This is a genomic window from Pedobacter rhodius (assembly GCF_027213645.1).
Taxonomy (GTDB): domain Bacteria; phylum Bacteroidota; class Bacteroidia; order Sphingobacteriales; family Sphingobacteriaceae; genus Pedobacter; species Pedobacter rhodius.
Genome location: NZ_JAPWGL010000004.1, coordinates 455,988 through 478,846 on the forward strand (window position 1 = coordinate 455,988; position 22,859 = coordinate 478,846).

The following is a 22,859-nucleotide window of genomic DNA, read 5'->3' on the forward strand; positions in this document are numbered from 1 at the left end:
AAAGAAAGAGCGGTAAAATTAATTAAGTATAAATAAAAAAAGGCGTACAACTTACGCTGTACGCCTTAACCTAACCCAACTATACCCACCTTACTTTTTATCAGGCACGAAATTCATCGAGATGGAATTTACACAATGACGGGTGTCTTTATTGGTAAATCCTTCACCTAAAAATACGTGACCTAAATGTGCACCACAATTGGCACAAACGATTTCTGTACGTGATCCGTCCGGATCAGGAATTCTTTTAACAGCGCCTTTAATTTCGTCATCAAAGGCCGGCCATCCGCAATGGGCATCAAACTTACTTTCGGAACGATACAGTGCTGCGTTGCAACGCTTGCAAGTATAGGTGCCCTTATCTGTTGTATGCTCATATTTACCGGTACCAGGGTACTCGGTTCCTTTATTTACAATTACTCTCTCTTCTTCGGGGGTTAATGGATTCCAGTTCATTTTATTCTTTTGCGATATTTTTTCTGTTCCCTGCGATTGTTTTACATCATTTTTTTCCTGTTTCTGTGCACAGGCGGAAAAACCTGTAGTTAAAATAACAGCTGAAATTAAAAATAGTTTATTTAACATTGTTTTCATAGTCTAATATACGCTACAGACTTCTTTTTGGTTTGTCGGTTTAAGGGTTTAATGCTCTATTTACAGAATAATGATAAATGGTTTTTTAAACTTTATTCCGATAGAGTTTGTCGGTTTTTGTTTTGTATGCTATAGGAGAGAAAACAAAGGTTATTCCTAAACTTAAATTTACTAAAAGCTTTAAGATTCCCGCCTGCGCGAGACTGACGGACTTATTAAAAAGAAGAAAACAGCTTTGTGTTCATTGCGCCTTTGTGGTTAAATAAAAAAGCGCCCCGAAACTAATCGAAACGCTTTCATTTATGTAAATTTTAAATCTTACTTAGCTAATTCTTCTGCCATTGCAGCGCCGATTTCAGCAGGGCTTTCTACCACACGAATACCACATTCACGCATAATCTTCATTTTAGCCGCAGCCGTATCGTCAGCACCGCCTACGATAGCACCAGCATGACCCATTCTACGTCCCGGAGGCGCAGTCTGACCAGCGATGAAACCAACAACCGGCTTGGTACCGTTTTCTTTGATCCAACGGGCAGCTTCCGCTTCCATTCCGCCACCAATTTCACCAATCATGATGATACCGTGTGTATCAGGATCGTTCATTAATAATTTAACCGCTTCAACTGTTGGTGTACCAATAATTGGGTCGCCACCGATACCGATAGCTGTTGTAATACCTAACCCGGCTTTAACAACCTGGTCTACCGCTTCGTAGGTTAAAGTTCCTGATTTTGAAACCACACCTACATGACCTTTTTTGAAGATGAAACCTGGCATGATACCAATTTTAGCTTCATCAGCAGTGATTACGCCCGGGCAATTAGGACCAATAAGCGTAACATCGCGGTCTGAAATATATTCTTTAACCTGAATCATATCCTTAGTCGGGATACCCTCAGTAATACAAACAATCACTTTAATACCACCTTCGGCAGCTTCCATAATCGCATCAGCAGCAAAAGCCGGCGGCACGAAAATGATAGATACATTTGCACCCGTTTTATCAACGGCATCTTTAACAGTATTAAAAACAGGCTTATCTAAATGCGATTGCCCACCTTTGCCAGGTGTTACACCACCAACTACGTTTGTACCATATGCAAGCATCTGCTCTGCATGGTAAGTTCCTTCGTTTCCGGTAAAACCCTGAACGATAACCTTAGAATCTTTATTTACTAAAACGCTCATGTATCATTTTTTTTTGTGCAAAGCTAATATTATTGACTGGAAAGTCAAACCGAAAAGCATATTATTTGGCCCGTTTTTTCAGGAAAATGTAAGGAATTCATTCAGGGCTGCTTCAGTCTAACCCCTAAGGTTTTTAAAACCTTGTGGTTTATGCTTTTACTTTCCATCCCTTTACCCATTCAGCCTGCGCAGCTTCGTCATGAAATGTCCAGGCCACGAACCGACTAACTTTTTGCCCCTGATTCATTTGAACGGTTGTAACTTCAAAGGCCTTTGCTTTAATTAAAGCACTGTAAATACTTTTCAGGTTTGCACTTTTAGAAACCAGCGATGTAAACCACAAACATTGGTTGGAAATCTGCGCACTTTGAATAATCATTTGCTCTACAAAAGCACGCTCACCACCCGGGCACCACAGTTCGGCTTTGTTTCCACCGAAGTTTAATACATGTTTTACTTCCTTTTCTGTGCCGCCTAAATTACGCCATTTCTGACGCGTTCCCTGCTCTGCTTCTTTTAAAGATGCATGGAATGGAGGATTACAAACTACTGCATCAAATTTTTCTTTCGCACCAACAATACCTCTGAAAATACCCATTTTTGATGGCTGCAAACGAATTTCGATGGCACCCTGCAAAGATTTATTAGCATCAACAATACGCTTTGCAGATTCAACTGAAAGTGGATCTATTTCAGAGCCGACAAAGTTCCAGCCGTATTCCTGATGCCCGATAATCGGATAAATACAATTTGCACCTACACCAATATCCAAAACTTTAATATTGTTTCCTTTCGGAAGTTTCCCCTTGTTACTCGAACCTAAAAGGTCGGCAACATAATGGATGTAATCCGCTCTGCCGGGTATTGGCGGACAAAGATAATCCTTCGGAATATCCCATTGCGGTATATCATAAAAATGTTTCAACAATGCCCTATTCAAAGCTTTAACAGCGCTTTGATCAGCAAAATCAATTGAATCATCATCATGCTCATTTTTAAAAACGAACCGTTTTAATTCTTTAGATGTGCCAATAAGTTGTTTAAAATTGTAACGCGAACGATGTTTGTTGCGTGGATGTAACTCGCTTTTTTCTGAGCGGTTATTTTCTTTTTGAGCCAATGTGCTATGTTTTAATTAAACAAGCTGTGTGCTTGTTTCTAATGCAAAGGTACAGAAAAGAGTTGAGCTTATGGAAGATGGACGATGGACGATGGACGATGGACGATGGACGATGGACTTAGAAGTTGTCTTGAGGATAGGTTTAATCAGTTGAAAGATTTAATTTGTTTTTTCCAGTCCCCCTGCAACTTTTAACCCCAACCTATTTTACCGCATTTAAATACTTTTCCTCGTCAAATTGATTTTCACTCTTGGCAATAACAATCGTCGCCACGCCATTGCCGATTACATTTGTTATCGCCCTGGCTTCGCTCATAAATCTATCAACGCCTATTAAAATGGAGATGTGCTCAATCGGCATTATTTTTAAAGCGGTTAATGTCGAAACTAAAACAATAAAACCACTTCCTGTAACACCGGCTGCACCTTTTGAAGTGACCATTAGCACACCCAAAACCGTAATTTGTTGCCCGATGGATAAATCGACGTGGAAAACCTGACAAAGAAAAATTACAGCCATAGCCAAATAAATCGCTGTTCCATCTAAATTAAACGAATAACCTGTCGGGATAACCAAACCCACAACTGATTTATCGCAACCAATAGCTTCCATTTTCTGCATCATACTTGGCAAAGCCGATTCTGAAGAAGATGTACCCAACACAATTAAAATCTCCTGGCGGATAAATTTGAGGTATTGCCAAAGGCTAAAATTATAATACCTGCAGATTCCGTTCAGCACCACAAAAATAAATAAAATGCAGGTCAGATACACCGAACCCATCAGCTTTGCCATACCCACAATACTTTGCAAACCATGGGTACCGATGCTGAAAGCCATACCGCCGAAGGCACCGATTGGTGCTAAACGCATAATTACTTTCATAATTTTAAACAAAACCTTGGAAATTTTGTCGAAAGCATTTAAAACTGATGTGCCTTCACCGCCAAGTTTATTCAGACCATAGCCAAAAAGAATGGCAAACAATAAAATTTGCAAAATATTTCCTTCGGCAAAAGCTGCAATAACATTATGTGGAATTATATGCAGAAAAAACTCTGCCCAGTTCATATCCTTCGCTTGTTCTGCATAACCCGCAATCTTTGTGGTGTCGCCGGCTTTGGCAACCATCCCGGCGCCAGGTTGAAGTACATTTGCAACCACCAGACCAATCGCAATTGCAACAGTACTCACGATCTCAAAATACAACAGTGCTTTGCCACCAACTCGTCCCACTTTTTTCATATCGCCCATGTGAGCAATACCTAAAACAATTGTAAAGAAAATAATCGGGGCAATTAACATGCTAATCAGGTTGATAAAACCCTGACTGATTAGTTTCGCCGTTGGCGCAAACCCCGGAAAATATGTTCCAATGGAGATACCCAGGATTATCGCTATAATAACCTGAAATGTTAAATTAGAAAATACTTGCTTTATAAATTTTATAGATATCATTTCCTCAATTTAGAGCATGAAAAATAGAATTATTTTTTCTGTTGTTGAAATAAATTATGGTAAGATATCGATTACATCGCCGGCTGTAAAAATTCCAAAATCGGCCTGGTTAAACTTCAGTAAACCCTTATTTGTTTTCTTTAAATCTTTTGGCTTCGCCAATCGAATAACCTGGCTATCACCTGCTACGGTTGCTTTATTGCCATGAACGATGATGGCTGTACTTTCATCAATACCAACACAAATTAAATCAGGATGAGCTGCCAAGGCTGAAACTAGTCTGTTGTAACGGTTGCGCTTTAAAAAATGCTGGTCGATTATTGTATTTTCCAACAAACCCATTCCTTCTTCAAACTCGATGTTTTTATCCCAAAGCTTATTAAAGGTTTCTTTATAAACGGTGTCTAAAAGTTGGTTGCCGGTAATCATATACTTGCTCATTACCGCAGCGCCGGCACTGGTACCGGCAATGGTAGAGCCATTTTTATAAGCCTGGCGAATGGCGTTGTAAACAGGTGTATTTAAAACAGCTTTCATAAAACGGCTTTGGTCGCCGCCTAAAATGTAAATCAGTTTTGCAGCCGATAAAGAATCAATCCATTTTCTATCATTTACATCATGTTTGCTGAAATTAAAATTCTTAACCGGGTGACTATCGAGTTTTTTTAATTGTGCCGAAATACTTTTAAAACCTGAATCGGGAATGGTACTTGCCATTGGCAAAACGATAATGTAATCACCAGATTTTAATTTAGCCGTTTGCAGCATTTCCTTCATCAATTCATCGGAGCGGTTTCCACCGCCTATTATGAACAGATTACCTTTATTCTGAGCAATTGCTGCAAAGCAAAAAACTATTAAAGCGCAAAAAGCGAGGAGTTTTTTCATTATTTATAAATGCTAACTTCAATTTTTCCATCAGCTGTAATGGCTCCTCTGTACATGCCTTCGGTATTAAAAGGCATGGTCATATTTCCTTTTTTATCCAACGCAATTAAGCCGCCGTCGCCGCCCATTTTACCGACTTTATCCAACACAATTTTCGATGCTTCGGCAACAGGCAAACCTTTATATTCCATTAAATCGGAAATCGTTTTGGCAACTACGTTACGGATGTAATACTCGCCCCAGCCTGTGCAGGAAATCCCCGCCGTTTCGTTGTTGCAATACGTTCCTGAACCGATAATCGGCGCATCACCAACACGACCATACTTTTTGTTCGTCATGCCACCTGTAGAGGTTCCTGCGGCAAGATTCCCGGCTTTATCTAAAGCGACACAACCAACGGTTCCAAATTTATAATCGTGGTTTTTAATACCCAAAAGTTCTGATTTTTTACTTCCATGATCTAAAACCGCTTTGGTCGAATCTTCTTTTATTGCCTGTTGCAAACCATCCCAACGCTCTTTAGTCCAGAAATATTTTGGGTCTACAATTTCCAATCCGGCATCTTTTGCAAACTGGTCGGCACCTGCACCCACCAGCATTACATGCTCCGATTTTTCCATCACGGCTCTCGCCGCCGAAATTGGATTTTTAATTGTAGTCACACCCGCAATAGCACCAGCCATTAGGGTTTTTCCATCCATAATGGCGGCATCCAGTTCATTACGACCATCGTGCGTAAAAACGGCACCTTTACCGGCGTTAAAATGCGGGTCGTTTTCTAAAACGTGAATGGTGGCTTCAACGGCATCAAGGCTGGTTTTTCCTTCCTGAATTTTTGCGTAACCGGTTTTTAAGGCCTGTGTTAACACAGCAATATAAGCGGCTTCTTTTTCAGGTGTCATATTTTTTTTCAGAATGGTTCCGGCACCGCCATGAATAACCATAACATATTTTTTTTGCTGTGCAGCAACATTTAGCGCAAATAATGAAAAAAGCAGAATTGCAAATCGTTTAATAGACTTCATCTTCGAATTGATTTAAGAAGATGTTAAATTAAGAAATTCCTTCGGATAATTAAGCGTTAAGCTTTAGCAATACCTTCTGATGAGAATTGTAAATCGTACAGCCTTTTGTAATAGCCATTTAGCTTTAACAATTGCTGATGGGTTCCTTTCTCTTTAATCTCACCTTTATCTAAAACGATAATTTGATTAGCTTTTTGAATGGTAGATAACCGGTGCGCAATCACAATAGATGTCCGGCCTTCCATTAAATTATCAATGGCTTTTTGAATCAGTAATTCTGTTTCGGTATCAACTGACGAAGTGGCTTCATCCAAAACCAAGATGGCCGGGTTGTGAACCAAAGCACGAATGAAAGAAATTAACTGCGCTTGTCCGGCAGAAAGGGTTGCACCGCGTTCCATTACGTTGTATTGGTAGCCACCTGGTAAACGTTCGATAAAATCGTGCGCACCAACTTTTTTGGCTGCATCCACAACTTCGTCAATTTTAATTTCAGGATTGTTTAGGGTGATGTTATTTAAAATGGTATCCGAAAAAAGGAAGACATCCTGAAGAACGGTTGCGATGTGGCTTCGAAGATAATCAAGTTGAAAATCATGAATATCAATTCCATCAACGGTAATTTTCCCTTTTTTAACTTCGTAGAAACGGTTTAAAATATTTATCGTTGATGATTTTCCCGCGCCCGTTGCGCCGACCAAGGCCACAGTTTCACCAGCCTTAACTTCGAAAGTTAAATCTTTTAAAACGTAATTATCTTCGTTATAAGCAAACCAAACATTTTTGAATTCTATATTTCCTTCGAGTTTCACAGGTGCCAGGGTTCCTGAATCGGGCGTTCTTTCATCGGTATCTAAAACCTTAAACACACGTTCGGCGCCAACCATGCCCATTTGCAGCGTATTAAATTTATCAGCCAGCTGGCGGATGGGTGTGTAAACCATCCCTAAATACATGATAAACTGTGTGATGGTTCCCGGTGTTACATCAACCGGATTGGAAAGAATGCTGTTTGCGCCAAACCAAATTAACAATCCTAAAGACATTGCAGAAATTAACTCGACAACCGGAAAAAAGATTGAATAGTACCAGTTTGAACGGATATTGGCATCGCGATAGCGTTTATTTATCGCATAAAATTTCTTGTATTCCTGGCGCTCCCTGGCAAAATATTGTACTATTGAAACACCTGTTATGTGTTCCTGCAAAAAGGTATTCAGGTTAGATACCTCGTTACGAATTTCCTGGAAAGCGACTTTAATGGCTTTTTGGAATTTCCGGGTAGCCAGAATTAATAAAGGAACCGGCAGAAGCACCACAAGACTTAATTTCCAATCGGTGTAAAGCATCACACCGATGATTACAATAACCTGCAGCGTATCGCCAATCATCGAAATTAAACCTTCTGAAAAAATATCGGCAATAGTTTCCAGATCCGACACCGTACGGGTAATTAACTGTCCGATTGGTGTTCTATCAAAAAACTTTAACCTAAGTTTAGTAATGTGGTTAAAAACATTAATTCGCAAATCGCGGATAACCGATTGCCCCAGCGTATTGGTTAGTAAGGTGTGATTATATTGAATCAAGGTTTGAAGCAGCAGCATGAAAATCATCAGAACGGTCATGTTTACTAAACCTGAGTATTTCCCGGTGAGGATATAATTATCTAAAGTATATTTAATTAAAAACGGACGAACGGGCGAAATTGCAGCAAGCAAAATGGTTAAAATAACCGACCATACAAAAACAGCACGATAAGGCTTTACGTATTGAAAAATACGTTTCAGCAATCCTGTGTTGTATACTTCGCCTGTTACTGCCATTTTATATGTTATGGGTTATGGGTTATGGGTTTAGAAGTTGTTTTGGAAAAAGGTTTAATCTGTTGAATTTTGGTGCATCCAAACCTGTAACCCGCAACCTTTAACTCGTAACTATAAATACGCATATTCCACTTTCACCAAATACAAGCCGCAGGCGGGTACCGATTGACCTGCATTACTTCTGTTCTTGCTATTAATTATATTTTTAAAATCCTGTACAGTAATTTCTTTCTTTCCAATCCGAACTAAAGTACCAACAATAGCCCTGACCATATTACGAAGGAAACGGTCGGCTTCAATGGTAAAAACCAAACCATCTTTTAATTCTTCAAATTCTGCTTTTACAATTTTACAATTATTGGTAAAAGTTTGCGTATTCGATTTACTGAAACAAGAAAAATCTGTGTAATTTAATAATTCTTTCGCCGCCTGATTCATAAGGTCCACATCCAGCTTATCTTTTACCAACCATGAACGATTTAACTTAAAAGGGTCTTTTTCAAAATGGATATAGTATTTATAAGCCCGTGCCGTTGCATCAAACCTGGCATGCGCATCATCGGCAACAGGAATAATCCTTTTCGCAGCAATTTGATAAGGCATCATCGCATTTATGCCTGCAACAGCAGCGAGAACCTTTTCTTCTGCAATATTTTCCACATCAAAATGGGCGTAAAATTCAGTGGCATGCACACCTGCATCCGTTCTTCCGCAACCTAAGGTTTCTATGTCTTGCCTGAAAAAAGTTGACATGGCCTTATCCAATAATTCCTGAACGGTTACCGCATTGGGTTGAATTTGCCAGCCATGGTATAAGCTGCCATCGTAAGCGATTTGTATGAAATACCTTTTTTTACTCAAAGCGATGCAAAAATACTTTTTCCTTTTATTAGATAAGCTTGGAAAATGGAATTAAATATATATTTGTACAATTTATTAAATTAACATGATACAAAGAGTACAATCCATCTGGCTTTTTTTAGCGGCCGCCATATTGGTGTTAATGTTGTTCTTACCCATTGTAACCAAAGAAAATCAAACTACAGAACTAAGTATCCATACGGTAGGCTTATACCAGGACGTCGTGAATAAACCAGGTCCGGGCGTGCTGAAAGAAACTTTTACGCCGCTTTTAATTACCAATATCGCAGTTGCATTCATGTGTTTTGTGAATATTTTTAATTTTAAAAGAAGAGTGTTACAAAAGCGTATTGCTTTAATCTCTATATTGTTAATTATAGGTTTTGCCTTTTGGTGCAGCGTTTTTGCTCAGAAACTTCCGGGCGGAATTGAGGGTGCACATTTCGATTTCGGTGCATACTTACCAGCACTTTCTATTTTATTTTGTGTGTTGGCTATTTTAGGAATTAATAAGGATGAAAGATTGATTCGTTCTGCCGAGCGATTGAGGTAATCTTTGATCCTATTTTATTAAACCCGTAAGGTTTTAAAAACCTTATAGGTTTAGAACAAAAATTAAATCCTTTAATTGAAAACTGCATTCAATTTTAGTCATCTCTATCATCCATTTCCCATCCTCCATCTTACACCTTCTGTTTCTTCCTTATTTTCAAATATTTAGCTTAAAAAACTATTTACTTAACTATCAGTAAAATACAAAATATTAACCTTACCTTTGCGGCTTAAATAAATAAAAGACGAATGACAAACCCATTTCAATTATTGGGGATAAGTGATGACGTCGTTAATGCCGTAAAGGACCTTGGATTTGAAACTCCAACGCCTATTCAGGAGCAAAGTATTCCTGTACTGTTAGAAGGCACTAATGATTTTGTTGGTTTGGCCCAAACAGGAACAGGAAAAACAGCCGCATTTGGTTTGCCGCTGTTAGAACTAATCGATTTTAAAGTAACAAAACCACAGGCACTAATTTTATGCCCAACGCGCGAGTTATGTTTACAAATCGCTAACGACCTTAAAAACTTTTCTAAAAACGTTGCTAATGCCCACGTTGTTGCCGTTTACGGTGGCGCGAACATTATGCAACAACTACGTGAAATACGCCAAGGCGTTCAAATCGTAGTGGCCACGCCCGGCCGTATGTTGGATATCATTGGCCGTAAAGCCATCGATTTTTCAAATGTTAAATATGTTGTGCTTGATGAAGCTGACGAAATGTTAAATATGGGTTTCCAGGATGACATTAACGACATTTTATCGACTACTCCTGATGACAAAAAAACCTGGTTATTCTCGGCTACCATGCCGGCAGAAGTTCGCCGTATCGCTAAAAACTATATGGATAACCCTGTAGAATTAACGATGGGCACAAAAAATACAGGTAACGTAAATATCGAACACGAATATTATATTGTTCGTGCCCGTGATAAATATGCTGCCTTAAAACGTATTGTAGATTTCAACCCTGAAATTTTTGCTGTCGTATTTTGTAAAACCAAACTGGATACACAAGATGTTGCCGAGCATTTAATCAAAGATGGTTACAATGCGGATGCTTTACACGGCGATTTATCGCAACAACAACGTGATAAGGTAATGCAACGTTTCCGTGAGCGTAACATGCAATTGCTGATTGCTACTGATGTTGCTGCCCGTGGTATCGATGTAAATAACGTAACACACGTAATCAATTATTCATTACCTGATGAAATTGAAAGTTATACCCACCGTTCCGGCCGTACCGGTCGTGCAGGTAAAACAGGTATTTCAATCTGTATCATCAACTCTAAAGAATTAGGAAAAATCCGTCAGCTGGAGCGAATTATCGGTAAACAATTTACCAAAGCGGAATTGCCGACAGGATTTGATGTTTGTGAAAAACAATTATTCTCTTTAGTGCATAAAGTACATAATGTAGAAGTTAATGTAGAGCAAATTGATCAATACATTCCTCGTATCATGGATGAATTTAAAGATTTATCTAAAGAGGATGTAATTAAACGTTTTGCTTCGTTAGAGTTTAACCGTTTCCTGGATTACTATTCTAAAGCACCTGATTTAAATGCAGCTGTTGGCGATGACCGTGGAGAAAGAGGTGAACGTGGCGATAGAGCAGGACGCGGACGCGGCAGCGAAGGTTATACCCGTTTGTTTATCAACTTAGGTTCGGTAGATGAGTTTACCCGTGGCGATATGTTATCATTTATTTGTAACAATGGTAAAATTGCTGGTAAAAGCGTTGGTAAAATCGACTTAAAAGGTGTTTTCTCTTTCTTTGAAGTAGAAGATGCTGTTGCCGATAAAGTTTTCGAAGGCTTTAAAGCTGTTGAGTTTAATGGTCGCCAGGTTCGCATTGAAAAAAGCGGAGATGGTGGTCGCGGTGAAGGCGCTGGTGAAAGACGCGGTGGCGGTGAAAGACGTAGCGGTGGTTTCGGCGGCGAACGCAGAAGCGGCGGTGGCGGTGGTTACCGTGGCGGTGGCGACAGAAGAAGTTCTGGCGGTAGCGGCAGACGTGAAGGTGGAAGCAGCAGTGGTGGTTTCAGAGATTTCTCTGGACGTAGCCGTGATGAAAAAGGTGGAAACAGAGAAGGTGGAAGCGGACGCAGAGAAGGTGGAAATCGTGAAGGTGGAAGTGGCGAACGCAGAAAAAAATGGTAAATCACTAAAACCAAATAGTATAGAAGCCGTCTCGATTTTATCGGGGCGGCTTTTTTTATTTAAGCGCAGTTATCGGATGCAAGAAGGTTTTTTCAACCAACAGAGCAATCTTAAAACGATTGCTACCAGCATATGCATCAAGAGATTGCTTCGTGCCTCGCAATGACGAGCATTTTTATCGAAATTTGGTTATGGTGTCAGGTATTTTATCCGATACAAAATCAAAAAAATATCAGTATTAACAGAATATGAAATATTATATTTAACGTTTATACATACTAAACATTATCATGCGTTATTTAAGGTTTCTAATTATATTATTTCCGTTCCTTACAGGAAATAACCTTTCTGCACAACAAAATCCACGTGATCAAAAAATGCAATGGTTTGCTGATGCCAAACTTGGAATTTTTATCCATTGGGGCATCTATTCCGTAAACGGCATTTCCGAATCCTGGGCTTTTTACAACAACTACATCAACCACGATGCTTACATGAAACAGCTGGATGGTTTTAATGCATCAAAATATAAACCGCAGGAATGGGTTAACCTGATAAAAGAAAGTGGTGCAAAGTATGCCGTTATCACCACAAAACATCACGACGGCGTTTCCCTTTGGGATACTAAAGCGCCGAAGGCAACAACCACAATTAACAACAGTGCTGCAAAGAAAGACTTAATCTCACCTTTTGTTCAAGAGTTGAAAAAGGCCGGATTAAAAACCGGTTTATATTTCTCCTTACCCGATTGGAGTTATCCTGATTATAATATTTTTACCAGAGAGCGCGTTCGTTATGAAATTAAAAAAGAACCTCAACGCTGGAATACTTTTTTAAACTATTACCAAAGTCAGCTTAAAGAATTATCTACTCAATATAATCCTGATTTAGTTTGGTTCGATGGCGATTGGGAGCATACCCATACCGAATGGCAAACCGATAAAGTGCGAAACATCTTAACCGGCACCAATCCAAACATCATTATCAATTCGCGGTTGGATGAACACGGTGATTACGAAACGCCGGAACAAGGCGTTCCCGTAGTAAAACCGGCAGCCAAATTTTGGGAGTTGTGTTATACGATGAACGATTCCTGGGGATTTCAACCTTTCGATAATCACTACAAATCTTCAAATATGATTATCCGGACGCTTATTGATTGCATCAGTATGGGTGGAAATTTATTGCTGGATATCGGTCCGAAAGCAGATGGAACCATTGCGCCCGAACAGGTAAAAATTTTGAAGGATTTAGGCCGCTGGACAAATAAACACGCCGAAGCCGTTTATGAAACACAAGCCGGGATTCCAGACGGACATTTTACAGGAAAAACAGCATTATCGAAAAGCAAAGACATTTTATACCTGTATATCGATTACAAAACAAATCACGGTCTTTTGCTAACGGGGATAAAATCTAAAATAAATAAGGTAGAAATTGTTGGAAATAAAACGCCGGTAACTGCTGTAAAATTAAATGAAACAGATTACTTCTTTGATATTGATAATCGTGGTTTCGATAGTGATGCAACGGTTATAAAAGTTTCGTTAAATGAGCCGATTCAATTATCGGCAGATAAACAACAAACCATTCTGCCTGAAACTTTATTCGCTGCGACACAGGATATAGATTTAACGAACTTAAATTTAAGAAAACTATCTGACAACCTTAATGCAGGCATAAACATCTTCAAGAATACCAATTTGGCAGCCGACGGTTTCGATTTTAAACCCGGGATTAAAAATTTTAATCCAAAAGTAAACGATTGGGTCATAAAAAATGCGGAAGCCTTATATAAAACCACTGCCGGAATACCAGAAGGTCATTATCAGGGCAGAACAACTCTATCAGCTGATAAGCAAACGCTTTATTTGTTTGTAGAAGGTAAACCAACCGGCCCGATTGCGATAAAAGGACTAAAGAATAACATCAGCAGGATCAGGGTGGTTGGTGAAGGAACCATGCTTCCTCACGAAATTTATAATAAATTGTATTGGAGTAAAGTTCCGGGCATTGTTTATATACCAATTCCGGAAGATAAACTGGATAAAGAATTAACGGTTATTGCGGTACTTTTGGATGGTCCGGTTGATTTGTACCGCGAAAAAGTTGCTGCGATTGAAAGCAATATGTGATTAGTTTTTATCCTTAAGATCATTCAACTTGGAGACCAATGACGATCATACGGAAATTCCGTGATTTCTGATGCTTTCGCAGTAAAAAATTATTTAACAATTGTAAAATTGGTATTCGCCTTTATGATTATCCCTAAATTGCACTACTTTCGCTAATTATGCAGGCAAAATACATCTCTTATCAGGAAACCGGTTCCTTTTCAAAACTGGTTTTAGATTATATCAATAACGAAGAAAAGCTGAAAGCTTTCTACAGTTATCGCCCTGATATGGATGGCTTGACTAAAGCAATCGAAAATCGTAATTTTTTAGGTAATCGCAACACCTTGGTTGAGGTTTTAAAAAGTCAGTATAAACACCTACAGCCCAATAAATCGGTTACTAAAAACATAGAACTCTTAGGCTCAGACAATACTTTCACTGTTACAACAGGCCACCAGCTTAATCTCTTTACCGGACCACTTTACTTCATCTATAAAATCGTAACAACCATTAATTTAGCCATCGAACTGAAGATGGCGCATCCCGATAAGAACTTTGTTCCTGTTTACTGGATGGCCACCGAAGACCATGATTTTGATGAAATCAACCACGTTAGTGTTGATGAAAAAAACATCAGCTGGATTCAGAATACTAATGGTGCAACCGGAAGATTGAGTACCAAAACCGTTGCCGCAGCTGTTTTGGCCTACCAAGGTTATTTAGGCATTTCTAAAAATGGAAAGCGCATTGCAAAATTGGTTCAGCAGGCTTATTTACAACATGATAATTTAGCCGATGCAACCAGATTCTTAGTTAATAATTTGTTTGAGAAATACGGATTGGTCATCGTCAACGCCGACAATGCTTCGTTAAAAAAATTATTCTCCGGAATTATCACGGCTGATATTACAGAACATAATAGTTCAAAAAACATTGAGGAAAGTTCAAAAAATCTGGAATCTTTAGGTTACAAAACCCAGGTTAACGGAAGGGATATAAACTTTTTTTACCTTAAGGATAATTTACGGGAACGCCTGATTTTCGAAAATGGTAAATACCTGGTTAACCATACCGAAATCCAATTTACAGAAGAAGAACTCAAAGCAGAAATTGATGCACATCCGGAACGATTTAGTCCGAATGTCGTGATGCGACCGATGTACCAGGAGGTTATCTTACCAAACATTGCTTACATTGGAGGCGGGGCCGAAGTCGCTTACTGGATGCAATTGAAAGCTAACTTTGATTTTTACAAAGTAGATTTCCCGGTTTTATTGCTTCGCAATTCTGCATTACTAATTGATAAAAGAAGTGCAGAAAACTTATATAATTTAGGTTTCGCACTGGAAGACATTTTTCTGCCTGTTGAAGAGTTGAAAAACATTTGGGTGAGACGAAATTCTACAGCTCAATTGATTTTGGCAGATGAAACCAGGGCCATTAACAGCATTTTCGACCAGATAAAGCTGAATGCTTATAAAATTGACAAAACGCTTTCCGTTTCAACAGATACCGCGAAGCAAAAAACAAATCGTCTTTTAGCTAACCTGGAGAAGAAACTATTCAGGGCTGAAAAACGGAAACACGAAACGGCATTAATACAGATTGAGAATGTGAAGAGAAGACTTTTTCCAAACGGCACATTACAGGAACGCATTTTGAATATTGCGCCCATGTATGTTAATTATGGTGAAGATTTTCTTTCTTCCTGCATAGAAAATTTTGAACCTTTGGGTGGCGATTTTACTTTACTTTTGCCTTAGACAACTCGTCATCCGATAACTATCGGATGCGAGGCAACCTTTAAAAAATGAACTTCATAACCTTTACCGAAACGACCCTTCGAACTTTTACCTACAACGTTTTTAAGAAAATAGGGTGTTCAAATGAGCATGCCGAACTCGCTGCTGATGTTTTAGTCCGTTCTGATTTACGTGGAATTGATTCGCATGGCGTTGCACGTTTAAGTGGTTATGTTCGCCTTTGGGAAAAAAATAGAATTAATGCTACGCCGGATATTAAAATCGTTCATGAAACGCCAACCACCGCTACAATTGATGGCGATGCAGGCTTAGGTTTAGTCGTTGCACCTTTTGCAATGAAAGTTGCCATTGAAAAAGCCGAAAAATATGGTAGTGGATGGGTTTCAGTAAAAAACTCCAATCACTTTGGTATTGCCGGTTACCATGCCCTGATGGCCGTTGAAAAAGATATGATTGGCATCAGCATGACGAATGCGAGTCCGCTGGTTGCACCGACTTATGCTAATGAAAGGTTGCTTGGAACCAACCCGATGTGTTATGCTTTTCCGGCAGGAAAATATCCGCCGGTAATTGTAGATATGGCCACTGCGGCGGCGGCAAACGGTAAGTTGGAAATTGCACAAAGAGCAAATAAAAGTATTCCTGACGGTTGGGTTCAGGATAAGAACGGTGAAAATTCTACCGACCCTAACGAATTAAAAAGTGGCGGTTCACTTTTGACATTAGGAAGCGATAAAGACCATGGAAGTCATAAGGGTTATGGATTGAGTGCAACGGTAGATATTTTATCTGCAGTACTCTCAGGCGCAAATTATGGCCCCTGGGTGCCGCCTTTTGTTGCGTTTTTAGAACCTTCGGCAAATCCTGTTGGCGAAGGTTTAGGCCACTTTTTGGGCGCCATGCGGGTAGACGGTTTCCGCCCTGCGGAGGACTTTAAAAATCACCTGGATAACTGGGTTGAACGTTTTAAAAGTGCAAAAACAATAGATCCTGAAAAGAAAGTAATCATCCCCGGCGAACCGGAACATGAATTTGAACAGGAAAGAAAAATAAACGGAATTCCGATTATCGATGTTGTGGTTAATGATTTAAATGAACTGGCTGAAAAGCTAGGAATTGATAAATTGAAATAACAAAATAGCTTTGACAACTTTAGCGATAGATTTCAAAACAAAGTTGTCAAAGCTGAGGTAATCAATCACTCGTCTTTGCGAGGCGGAACAACGAAGCAATCTTTCTGATATACTTATTTACTCCTCTTAAAAAAGATTGCTTCACGCTAACACAAAGCCTAACGCTTCTGTTCGCTAGTACGGATCCGGGAAAGCTTTGACAACTTTATCCCCGGAGTAATCAAAACAAAGTTGTCAAAGCTGAGCCCCTAAAACTTGTGAAGTTTACGGTTCAACAGTTAAGGTTTCTTTAAGCTGTAGTTCTTTGCTGGATGAGCCAACCATAATTCTGAAATCTCCCGGCTCTATCACCCATTTCAATTCTTTATTCAGCATTTGGAAAGCTTCGGGTTTTAATTCAAAAACAACCTCCTTTTCCTCCCCTGCTTTTAAATGAACACGCTTAAAATTTTTAAGCGCCAGAACAGGTTGCGAAACACTCGCCAATACATCGCGAATATAAAGTTGTACCACCTCCTCGCCATCAGATTTTCCTTCGTTTTTTAATGTAAAGCTAACCGATATTGTTTCACCAACCTTAATTTTACTTTTTTGCAGTTTTAAATCAGAATATTTGAATTTGGTATAACTCAAGCCATAACCAAATGGAAATAAAGCTTCGCCGCTTAAATTATTGTAATCATCACCCCGCCCGGTTGACTTATGGTTATAAACCAATGGCAATTGCGCTTCGTGAACCGGATAGGTAATTGGCAACCTTCCTGCCGGATTATAATCGCCAAACAGCGTTTCGGCCACGGCATTACCACCCTCTTCGCCGGGATACCATACATTTAAAACAGCATCAACATCGTCTACCCAATTCTGCATATTTATGGCACTACCTCCAACCAATAAAACAACTACCGGTTTACCTGTTTTAACCATTTCCTGTATCAGCAGTTCCTGGTTTCCTGGCAAATTAAGCATCGCTCTATCCAAAAATTCGCCTTCCTTTATGCCTGCAGTAATTACAATTGCATCTGCTGTTTTAGCAAAATCCTTCGCTTTCTGCAGTTCTTCTGCAGCATGATTTTCTACGCCATAATTCCAAATCAGTTTTATGTGCGCATTGCCCTTAGGTTCTTTAAATTCTACTTTAACCGGATAATTTTTATCTGCTTCGAAATTAAAATCAACCAAACGCGTATGATAAGAACTTTTTTCCCACTGGTCGATAATCAATTTACCATCAATAAATAAACGATAGCCATCATTACCCTCCAGGCCAATTTTGTAAGTACCAGATTTTGGAGCTTTAACCTCACCCTGCCATCTTATGGAATAGTTATCATTTTTTATCTTTTCATTTGGCGGATAAAGCGTCCACATGAAATCCAATCGTTTATCAACCCTGCTCATCACAGGAGTTCCCGACAAATCAATGGTGTTAAAATAATCTGCCGCTAACCCTTTTCCGTATTTTGACAATAAATACAAGGAATCAATCACGGTATACTTTACATCACTTCGCTCACTGCCTTTGGTGTAATTAACCACCGTAGCGTTGCCTGCCCTTTTTTTAATACCTTCTAAAATATTAATTGTTCCTTTACCTGTTCCGCTGTAGCCACCTAAACGTGCTTCGGTTGCATCTTCGCCCAGCACCAAAATATTTTTTACACCCTTTAACGGAAGCGTATTTTGTTTATTTTTAAGGAGTACGAATGATTCTAAAGCTGCTTTTTTAGCTAATTTTTTATTTGAAAAATCGGTTAAAGATTTTTTTGCTTCAACTTCAGAAACATATGGATTTTCAAACAAACCCAATTCGAATTTTGCTCTTAAAACCCTTGATACCGCGTCGTCAATTCGGGTTTGAGCGATACTGCCATCTAAAAACGCTGGCCTGAATAGTTTGTAATGGTCGTATTTAACCTGGAAAATTACATCCAGTCCGCCATTCATGGCTTGTACGGTCGATTCATGATAATTGGCAGCTGTATAATGCAAAACATTTGCGCCACCAACCGCCCCGGCATCAGATATCACGAAACCCTTAAATCCCCAGTCATTTTTTAAAACCTGTGTTAAAAGCCAGTGATTCGACGTTGCAGGTGTTCCATCAACGCTGTTATAGGAAGTCATAACCGAACGGATGCCGATTTTTTTCACCGCCTCTTTAAATGCAGGAAAATGAATTTCTTCCAAAAAGCGAACATTTTTATCAATCGGATAGCTATCTCTTCCGCCATCCCCTACGTTAGCGATAAGGTGTTTCGGCGTTACCACAATATTTTCTTTTTCGATGGCATTCATAAAGGCCAGTCCCATTACCGTAGTGAGATAAGGGTCTTCGCCATAAGTTTCTTCAACCCTTCCCCAACGCACGTCATCAGCCATATTAATCACCGGTGCCAATACATCTCTGATTCCCCTGATTTTTGCTTCTTTGGCTATCGACTTACCAATCTGGGCCAGCATTAAGGTATCGAAAGTTGCCGCAAGTCCGATAGACTGTGGGAAAGCTGTTGCCCCTTGTCTAACCAAACCGTGCAGCGCTTCGTCAAAAACCATCATTGGTATGCCCAGCCGGGTATTGTTAACGAAATAACTTTGTAGCTGATTTACTTTCCTGGCAAGCGTTAATGCATTTTCTGTTGTATTATAACTCAGCATCTGTTGCGCATCGCCTGCCCCGCCAGACTGGGCACTGATTTGCAAGCCAAAAATGCCGTTTTTATAATTTCCGTTTTTGATGCCATCCACATCGCCGGGCACCATAAATAATTGCCAGAATTTTTCTTCAGCCGTCATTTTTGACAACAGGTCTTTTACCCTGTCATCAATATTTAGTTTTGCATTTTTATATGCCGGTATTTGTAGATTCTTATCTGATTTGCTTTTGATATTTTGTGCAAATAATATGTTGGTACTGGCAAGCGTAAGAACTAAGGTAATGATACTATTTTTTGAAATCATTTGGGGACAATTAAAATATGGTTAACCCTGAGGAACAACTTCGAAAGCCAACGCATATTGATTATTCATTTTTGAAGGCAACTGTAAGGTGGTTGCTCCGTTAACACTTTTCCACTTAACTTTCTGGCCGGTTGAGATTAAAATTATATCAGTCCCTTTTTTTGGCATATTTCCGTTCCAGGTTATTGAATCAATTGTTTTTTCATCGGGTTTTAAGCAATAAATTGCGAAAAGCTTTTTGCCATCTTTACTTTGGGTAAACCAGGTTTGGCCACTATTGTAGTCTTTTGTTATTCTGGTATTGTAAATTGCCTTGCCGTTTACAGCAGTCCATTTACCTATATCGTTCAACTTCGTAACTACTTCTTCAGGGAAAGTTCCATCTGGTTTCGGACCAACACCCAAAAGTAAGCTTCCGCCCTTTGCAACAATTTCGACCAATTTATGAACCACTTCAGCAGCGGGTTTGTAATTATCATTCGGGACAAAACCCCAGGCACCACCTAGTGTCAAACAGCTTTCCCAGGGATAATCCAATTGCTTTTCAGGGATTTTCTGTTCAGGTGTCTGGTAATTTTCATAAGGACCATGAACGGTTCTATCCACTATAATTAACCCGGGTTGCGCCTTTCTGCCCATTGCTGCAATTTTTGGCATATCAATATCCTGGCTCCACTTTGGAATATTTGCACCCCAGGATAAAACCTCAGCATTAACGCTTTCCAGCGGACGAACCCAACCACCATCTAACCACAAAATATCTACACTTCCATAATTGTGCATTAATTCCCCAATCTGGTTGTAGGTAAAATCTTTAAATTTATTCCATCTCCAGGGATATTTTCTGATGTCGTAATTGTTGTTTCGATCTGCTGTGGCATATTTCTGCCACCAATAATATTGGGAGTGCCAATCAGGTTTTGAAAAATAGGCACCAATCATAAAACCTTCTTTCCTGAAAGCGTCGAAAACATATTTAGCAACATCAGCCTTTGGGTTATTGGCGAAAGGCCCTTTGGCTATACTAAAATCAGACTGTTTCGTATCAAACATTGCGAAACCATCGTGGTGTTTGGTCGTAAAAACAAGGTATTTCATACCGGCATTTTTACCTGCCTTTGCCCATTGCTCGGGATTGAATTTGGTAGGATTAAATTGTTTGCTAAAATCCCAGTACCATTTTTTATAATCTTCGTAAGAAATAGTCGTATCTCGTTCTATCCAATCTTCCGAACAAATAGACCAGGATTCAATAATACCGGGAACTGCATACAGACCCCAGTGGATAATCATTCCAAATTTTTTATCCTGCCAGTTGTCCAGTTTTTGTTTAACAAGTGGGTCGGTTGGTGCCTCATAATGCGTTGATTGAGGCATAATATCATTTTGCTGGGCGAAAGAATGATAAGCGAACAGAATAAAACAAAAAATGAGGGAAATTTTTATTTTCATTATGGTATTAATTGAAGCTTAAAGATAATGAAGCTTACATGATTTTAATATCTAACCAGCAGTTTTCATCTTTAATTATAAAAAATCCCGGCCAAAGCTGGCCGGGATAATACTTTATCAAATTTTATGGATATAATTTAGGGCATCCAGAAGATTTTGCCTGTACGGGTATCTTTACTCACTACAGCCTGATAATTTGCACTATTTAAAGTTTTCTCTTTTGCAGGATAAAGCAAACGATTAGGCGGAGTTTCAAAACCTGCAAGTTTACCATTTGTAGGGAAGGTGAGTACAGGATAGCCTGTTCTTCTATATTCTGACCAGGCTTCTGTCGATTGCAAGACGCCGAAATGGGCCCATTTTTGCGTTGCAATTTTTTGCAATTTCACAGCAGATGAACCTGAATAAGCAGCAGGTGAAGAATTAACCCATGCATCGGTAACCGATGTTGCCGGTAAAGCTTCATTTTTAAACCCACCACCCTGGTTTAGATTATTTAAATAATAGTAAAAAGAAACCGATTGCTTTAATGCATTATCATAAGCAGTTTTTGCATCTGTTGTACTTCCCCATCTTTCATAAGCCTCAGCCTTTAATAGATTTACCTCTGTTGCGGTTATTAAAATTCCCGGTAACTTCTGATTATATAGAAAAGTTGCAGAATCTAAAACAGAATAATCAGCGAAACTTGATTCTTGCTGCGCGGTTGTAAAGGTAATTGGCATCGCTCTGTATGTAGCGTTTTGAACAAATTTACCACTTACTGTACGTCCGAATTTATCATAAATTACAGGAATACGCGGATCGTTTGCGGGTACCATTACGGTATTTAACATATAATCAGTCGCATACCATGCGCCTTCAAAAAATGCATCATGTAAATCACTTGTACTGTTTGTTAGTGGAGAAAGTAAAACATCAGAACTTGCAGGGCTGTAAAGCGCAATGTTTCCTCCGTCTACCAAAGGGTAATTTGCCTGGTTGTTTAACATTTCAAGTACAGCCGTTTTAGCAGTTGCTTCATCTGTTTTTGAAATACGCATTAACAACCTAAGTCTTAATGAATTTGCATAACGTGTCCATTTTGAAACATCACCTTTTAAAAGAATATCAGCTTTAGAAAATGCACTTGTTGTTGTAGCCGATTTAAAATAGGTTGCCGCGGCAGCTAAATCTGAAATAAACAAGGTGTATAATGCTTTTTGCTCATCGTATTTAGGATTGGTGATGGTGCTGCTTGTAGGCAAGCTTCCTGCTGCTGAATAAGGAATATCACCCCACAAATCGACCATTTTTGCAGCTTGTTCAATTAATACAACTTTTGCAGCCTGCATAATTACTTTCTGACTGGTTTGTTCTCCAGCCGACAGCGAGTTATATTTACTTTCCATTACCCGGTAAAGCGCCATTGGTCCGCTTCCATTTCCACCAGTGCTGTAAAAATCATCCCAATATTGTTGAGAATAACCATCACTTTGCTGATAAACCGTATTGCCATTTGAAATGTAAGACGTTTGTGCATACACACCAGGCATTTGGGTCAGGAAAGTACGAACATTCCAGTATTTTTGAGCTACCCTATCATTGTTTAACATTCCGGTAAACAATCCCGGCAGATTTGGATCCAGGACTTTTTCAGGGTTGTTAAACTTATCATCTACCTCTTTTTTACAACCAACCAAAGCAGTTAGTGACAGTAAAAGAAAACTGGCTTTTATGATTAACTTTTTCATAATATTTTATTTGTTAGT

17 protein-coding genes are annotated in these 22,859 nt (G+C 39.2%); 6 read left to right on the plus strand and 11 right to left on the minus strand.

Translation table 11 applies throughout. The features are described from left to right. Nucleotides 1–90: 90 nt before the first annotated feature. From O0931_RS16285 to rlmF, 3 genes are all read right to left on the minus strand, one after another. Nucleotides 91–594 (minus strand): methionine-R-sulfoxide reductase, encoded by a 504-nt coding sequence (locus tag O0931_RS16285; RefSeq protein ID WP_269416537.1) that lies wholly within the window; start codon nucleotides 592–594, stop codon nucleotides 91–93. Nucleotides 595–912: 318 nt separating this feature from the next. Then, complete coding sequence (gene sucD, locus O0931_RS16290; protein ID WP_269416538.1) at nucleotides 913–1,785, minus strand: succinate--CoA ligase subunit alpha; 873 nt, start codon at nucleotides 1,783–1,785, stop codon at nucleotides 913–915. Nucleotides 1,786–1,933: 148 nt separating this feature from the next. Further along, nucleotides 1,934–2,905 carry a 23S rRNA (adenine(1618)-N(6))-methyltransferase RlmF gene (gene rlmF / locus O0931_RS16295; RefSeq protein ID WP_269416539.1) on the minus strand — a complete coding sequence of 324 codons (972 nt, stop codon included), beginning with the start codon at nucleotides 2,903–2,905 and terminating at the stop codon, nucleotides 1,934–1,936. 28 nt (nucleotides 2,906–2,933) lie between these two features. Between rlmF and O0931_RS16300 the strand changes: the two genes are divergently transcribed. Continuing rightward, nucleotides 2,934–3,059, plus strand: a complete 126-nt coding sequence (locus O0931_RS16300) for a hypothetical protein (protein WP_269416540.1) — start codon at nucleotides 2,934–2,936, stop codon at nucleotides 3,057–3,059. A 48-nt stretch (nucleotides 3,060–3,107) separates the two neighbouring features. Here O0931_RS16300 and dctA read toward each other — a convergent pair whose 3' ends face one another. The 5 genes from dctA to truA form a co-directional block, all read right to left on the minus strand. Next, nucleotides 3,108–4,364 (minus strand): C4-dicarboxylate transporter DctA, encoded by a 1,257-nt coding sequence (gene dctA, locus O0931_RS16305; protein ID WP_269416541.1) that lies wholly within the window; start codon nucleotides 4,362–4,364, stop codon nucleotides 3,108–3,110. A gap of 54 nt (nucleotides 4,365–4,418) precedes the next feature. Next, nucleotides 4,419–5,252, minus strand: coding sequence for a cyanophycinase (locus O0931_RS16310; RefSeq protein ID WP_269416542.1), 834 nt, complete (start codon nucleotides 5,250–5,252; stop codon nucleotides 4,419–4,421). Next, a complete protein-coding gene (locus O0931_RS16315) occupies nucleotides 5,252–6,277 on the minus strand; it encodes an isoaspartyl peptidase/L-asparaginase family protein (RefSeq protein WP_269416543.1) in 1,026 nt (341 codons plus the stop codon). Before O0931_RS16315 ends, O0931_RS16310 begins: the two co-directional genes overlap by 1 nt. A 56-nt stretch (nucleotides 6,278–6,333) precedes the next feature. After that, entirely contained in the window at nucleotides 6,334–8,103 is a 1,770-nt protein-coding gene (locus O0931_RS16320) for an ABC transporter ATP-binding protein (RefSeq protein WP_269416544.1), read from the minus strand. Between the two features lie 111 nt (nucleotides 8,104–8,214). Next, nucleotides 8,215–8,964: a tRNA pseudouridine(38-40) synthase TruA gene (truA, locus tag O0931_RS16325; RefSeq protein ID WP_269416545.1), complete on the minus strand. Its 750-nt coding sequence runs from the start codon at nucleotides 8,962–8,964 to the stop codon at nucleotides 8,215–8,217. A gap of 85 nt (nucleotides 8,965–9,049) precedes the next feature. Between truA and O0931_RS16330 the strand changes: the two genes are divergently transcribed. The 5 genes from O0931_RS16330 to O0931_RS16350 all read left to right on the plus strand — a co-directional run bounded on the left by O0931_RS16330 (nucleotide 9,050) and on the right by O0931_RS16350 (nucleotide 16,695). After that, on the plus strand, nucleotides 9,050–9,517 hold the full coding sequence (locus O0931_RS16330; protein ID WP_269416546.1) for a DUF4293 domain-containing protein: 468 nt from the start codon (nucleotides 9,050–9,052) through the stop codon (nucleotides 9,515–9,517). Nucleotides 9,518–9,765: 248 nt separating this feature from the next. Next, nucleotides 9,766–11,682 carry a DEAD/DEAH box helicase gene (locus O0931_RS16335; RefSeq protein WP_269416547.1) on the plus strand — a complete coding sequence of 639 codons (1,917 nt, stop codon included), beginning with the start codon at nucleotides 9,766–9,768 and terminating at the stop codon, nucleotides 11,680–11,682. A gap of 290 nt (nucleotides 11,683–11,972) precedes the next feature. Continuing rightward, nucleotides 11,973–13,817, plus strand: a complete 1,845-nt coding sequence (locus O0931_RS16340; protein ID WP_269416548.1) for an alpha-L-fucosidase — start codon at nucleotides 11,973–11,975, stop codon at nucleotides 13,815–13,817. Between the two features lie 158 nt (nucleotides 13,818–13,975). After that, a complete protein-coding gene (bshC, locus tag O0931_RS16345) occupies nucleotides 13,976–15,562 on the plus strand; it encodes a bacillithiol biosynthesis cysteine-adding enzyme BshC (protein ID WP_269416549.1) in 1,587 nt (528 codons plus the stop codon). A gap of 47 nt (nucleotides 15,563–15,609) precedes the next feature. Then, complete coding sequence (locus O0931_RS16350; RefSeq protein WP_269416550.1) at nucleotides 15,610–16,695, plus strand: Ldh family oxidoreductase; 1,086 nt, start codon at nucleotides 15,610–15,612, stop codon at nucleotides 16,693–16,695. A gap of 264 nt (nucleotides 16,696–16,959) precedes the next feature. On the opposite strand, the gene O0931_RS16355 is transcribed toward O0931_RS16350, so the two are convergent. From O0931_RS16355 to O0931_RS16365, 3 genes are all read right to left on the minus strand, one after another. Continuing rightward, on the minus strand, nucleotides 16,960–19,656 hold the full coding sequence (locus tag O0931_RS16355; protein WP_269416551.1) for a glycoside hydrolase family 3 N-terminal domain-containing protein: 2,697 nt from the start codon (nucleotides 19,654–19,656) through the stop codon (nucleotides 16,960–16,962). A 21-nt stretch (nucleotides 19,657–19,677) separates the two neighbouring features. Beyond that, a complete protein-coding gene (locus tag O0931_RS16360) occupies nucleotides 19,678–21,033 on the minus strand; it encodes an alpha-L-fucosidase (protein WP_428982696.1) in 1,356 nt (451 codons plus the stop codon). 212 nt (nucleotides 21,034–21,245) lie between these two features. Then, nucleotides 21,246–22,841, minus strand: a complete 1,596-nt coding sequence (locus O0931_RS16365; RefSeq protein WP_269416553.1) for a SusD/RagB family nutrient-binding outer membrane lipoprotein — start codon at nucleotides 22,839–22,841, stop codon at nucleotides 21,246–21,248. Nucleotides 22,842–22,859 lie beyond the last annotated feature (18 nt).

What these genes read in the sequence shown, in the direction of transcription:
- O0931_RS16350 (WP_269416550.1), top strand. Translation starts at nt 15,610, where the DNA reads ATGAACTTCATAACCTTTACCGAAACGACCCTTCGAACTTTTACCTAC.
- O0931_RS16335 (WP_269416547.1), top strand. Translation starts at nt 9,766, where the DNA reads ATGACAAACCCATTTCAATTATTGGGGATAAGTGATGACGTCGTTAAT.
- O0931_RS16285 (WP_269416537.1), bottom strand. Translation starts at nt 594, where the DNA reads ATGAAAACAATGTTAAATAAACTATTTTTAATTTCAGCTGTTATTTTA.
- O0931_RS16320 (WP_269416544.1), bottom strand. Translation starts at nt 8,103, where the DNA reads ATGGCAGTAACAGGCGAAGTATACAACACAGGATTGCTGAAACGTATT.
- O0931_RS16340 (WP_269416548.1), top strand. Translation starts at nt 11,973, where the DNA reads ATGCGTTATTTAAGGTTTCTAATTATATTATTTCCGTTCCTTACAGGA.
- bshC (WP_269416549.1), top strand. Translation starts at nt 13,976, where the DNA reads ATGCAGGCAAAATACATCTCTTATCAGGAAACCGGTTCCTTTTCAAAA.
- O0931_RS16310 (WP_269416542.1), bottom strand. Translation starts at nt 5,252, where the DNA reads ATGAAAAAACTCCTCGCTTTTTGCGCTTTAATAGTTTTTTGCTTTGCA.
- O0931_RS16315 (WP_269416543.1), bottom strand. Translation starts at nt 6,277, where the DNA reads ATGAAGTCTATTAAACGATTTGCAATTCTGCTTTTTTCATTATTTGCG.
- O0931_RS16360 (WP_428982696.1), bottom strand. Translation starts at nt 21,033, where the DNA reads ATGCCTCAATCAACGCATTATGAGGCACCAACCGACCCACTTGTTAAA.
- O0931_RS16365 (WP_269416553.1), bottom strand. Translation starts at nt 22,841, where the DNA reads ATGAAAAAGTTAATCATAAAAGCCAGTTTTCTTTTACTGTCACTAACT.
- O0931_RS16355 (WP_269416551.1), bottom strand. Translation starts at nt 19,656, where the DNA reads ATGATTTCAAAAAATAGTATCATTACCTTAGTTCTTACGCTTGCCAGT.
- O0931_RS16330 (WP_269416546.1), top strand. Translation starts at nt 9,050, where the DNA reads ATGATACAAAGAGTACAATCCATCTGGCTTTTTTTAGCGGCCGCCATA.
- dctA (WP_269416541.1), bottom strand. Translation starts at nt 4,364, where the DNA reads ATGATATCTATAAAATTTATAAAGCAAGTATTTTCTAATTTAACATTT.
- sucD (WP_269416538.1), bottom strand. Translation starts at nt 1,785, where the DNA reads ATGAGCGTTTTAGTAAATAAAGATTCTAAGGTTATCGTTCAGGGTTTT.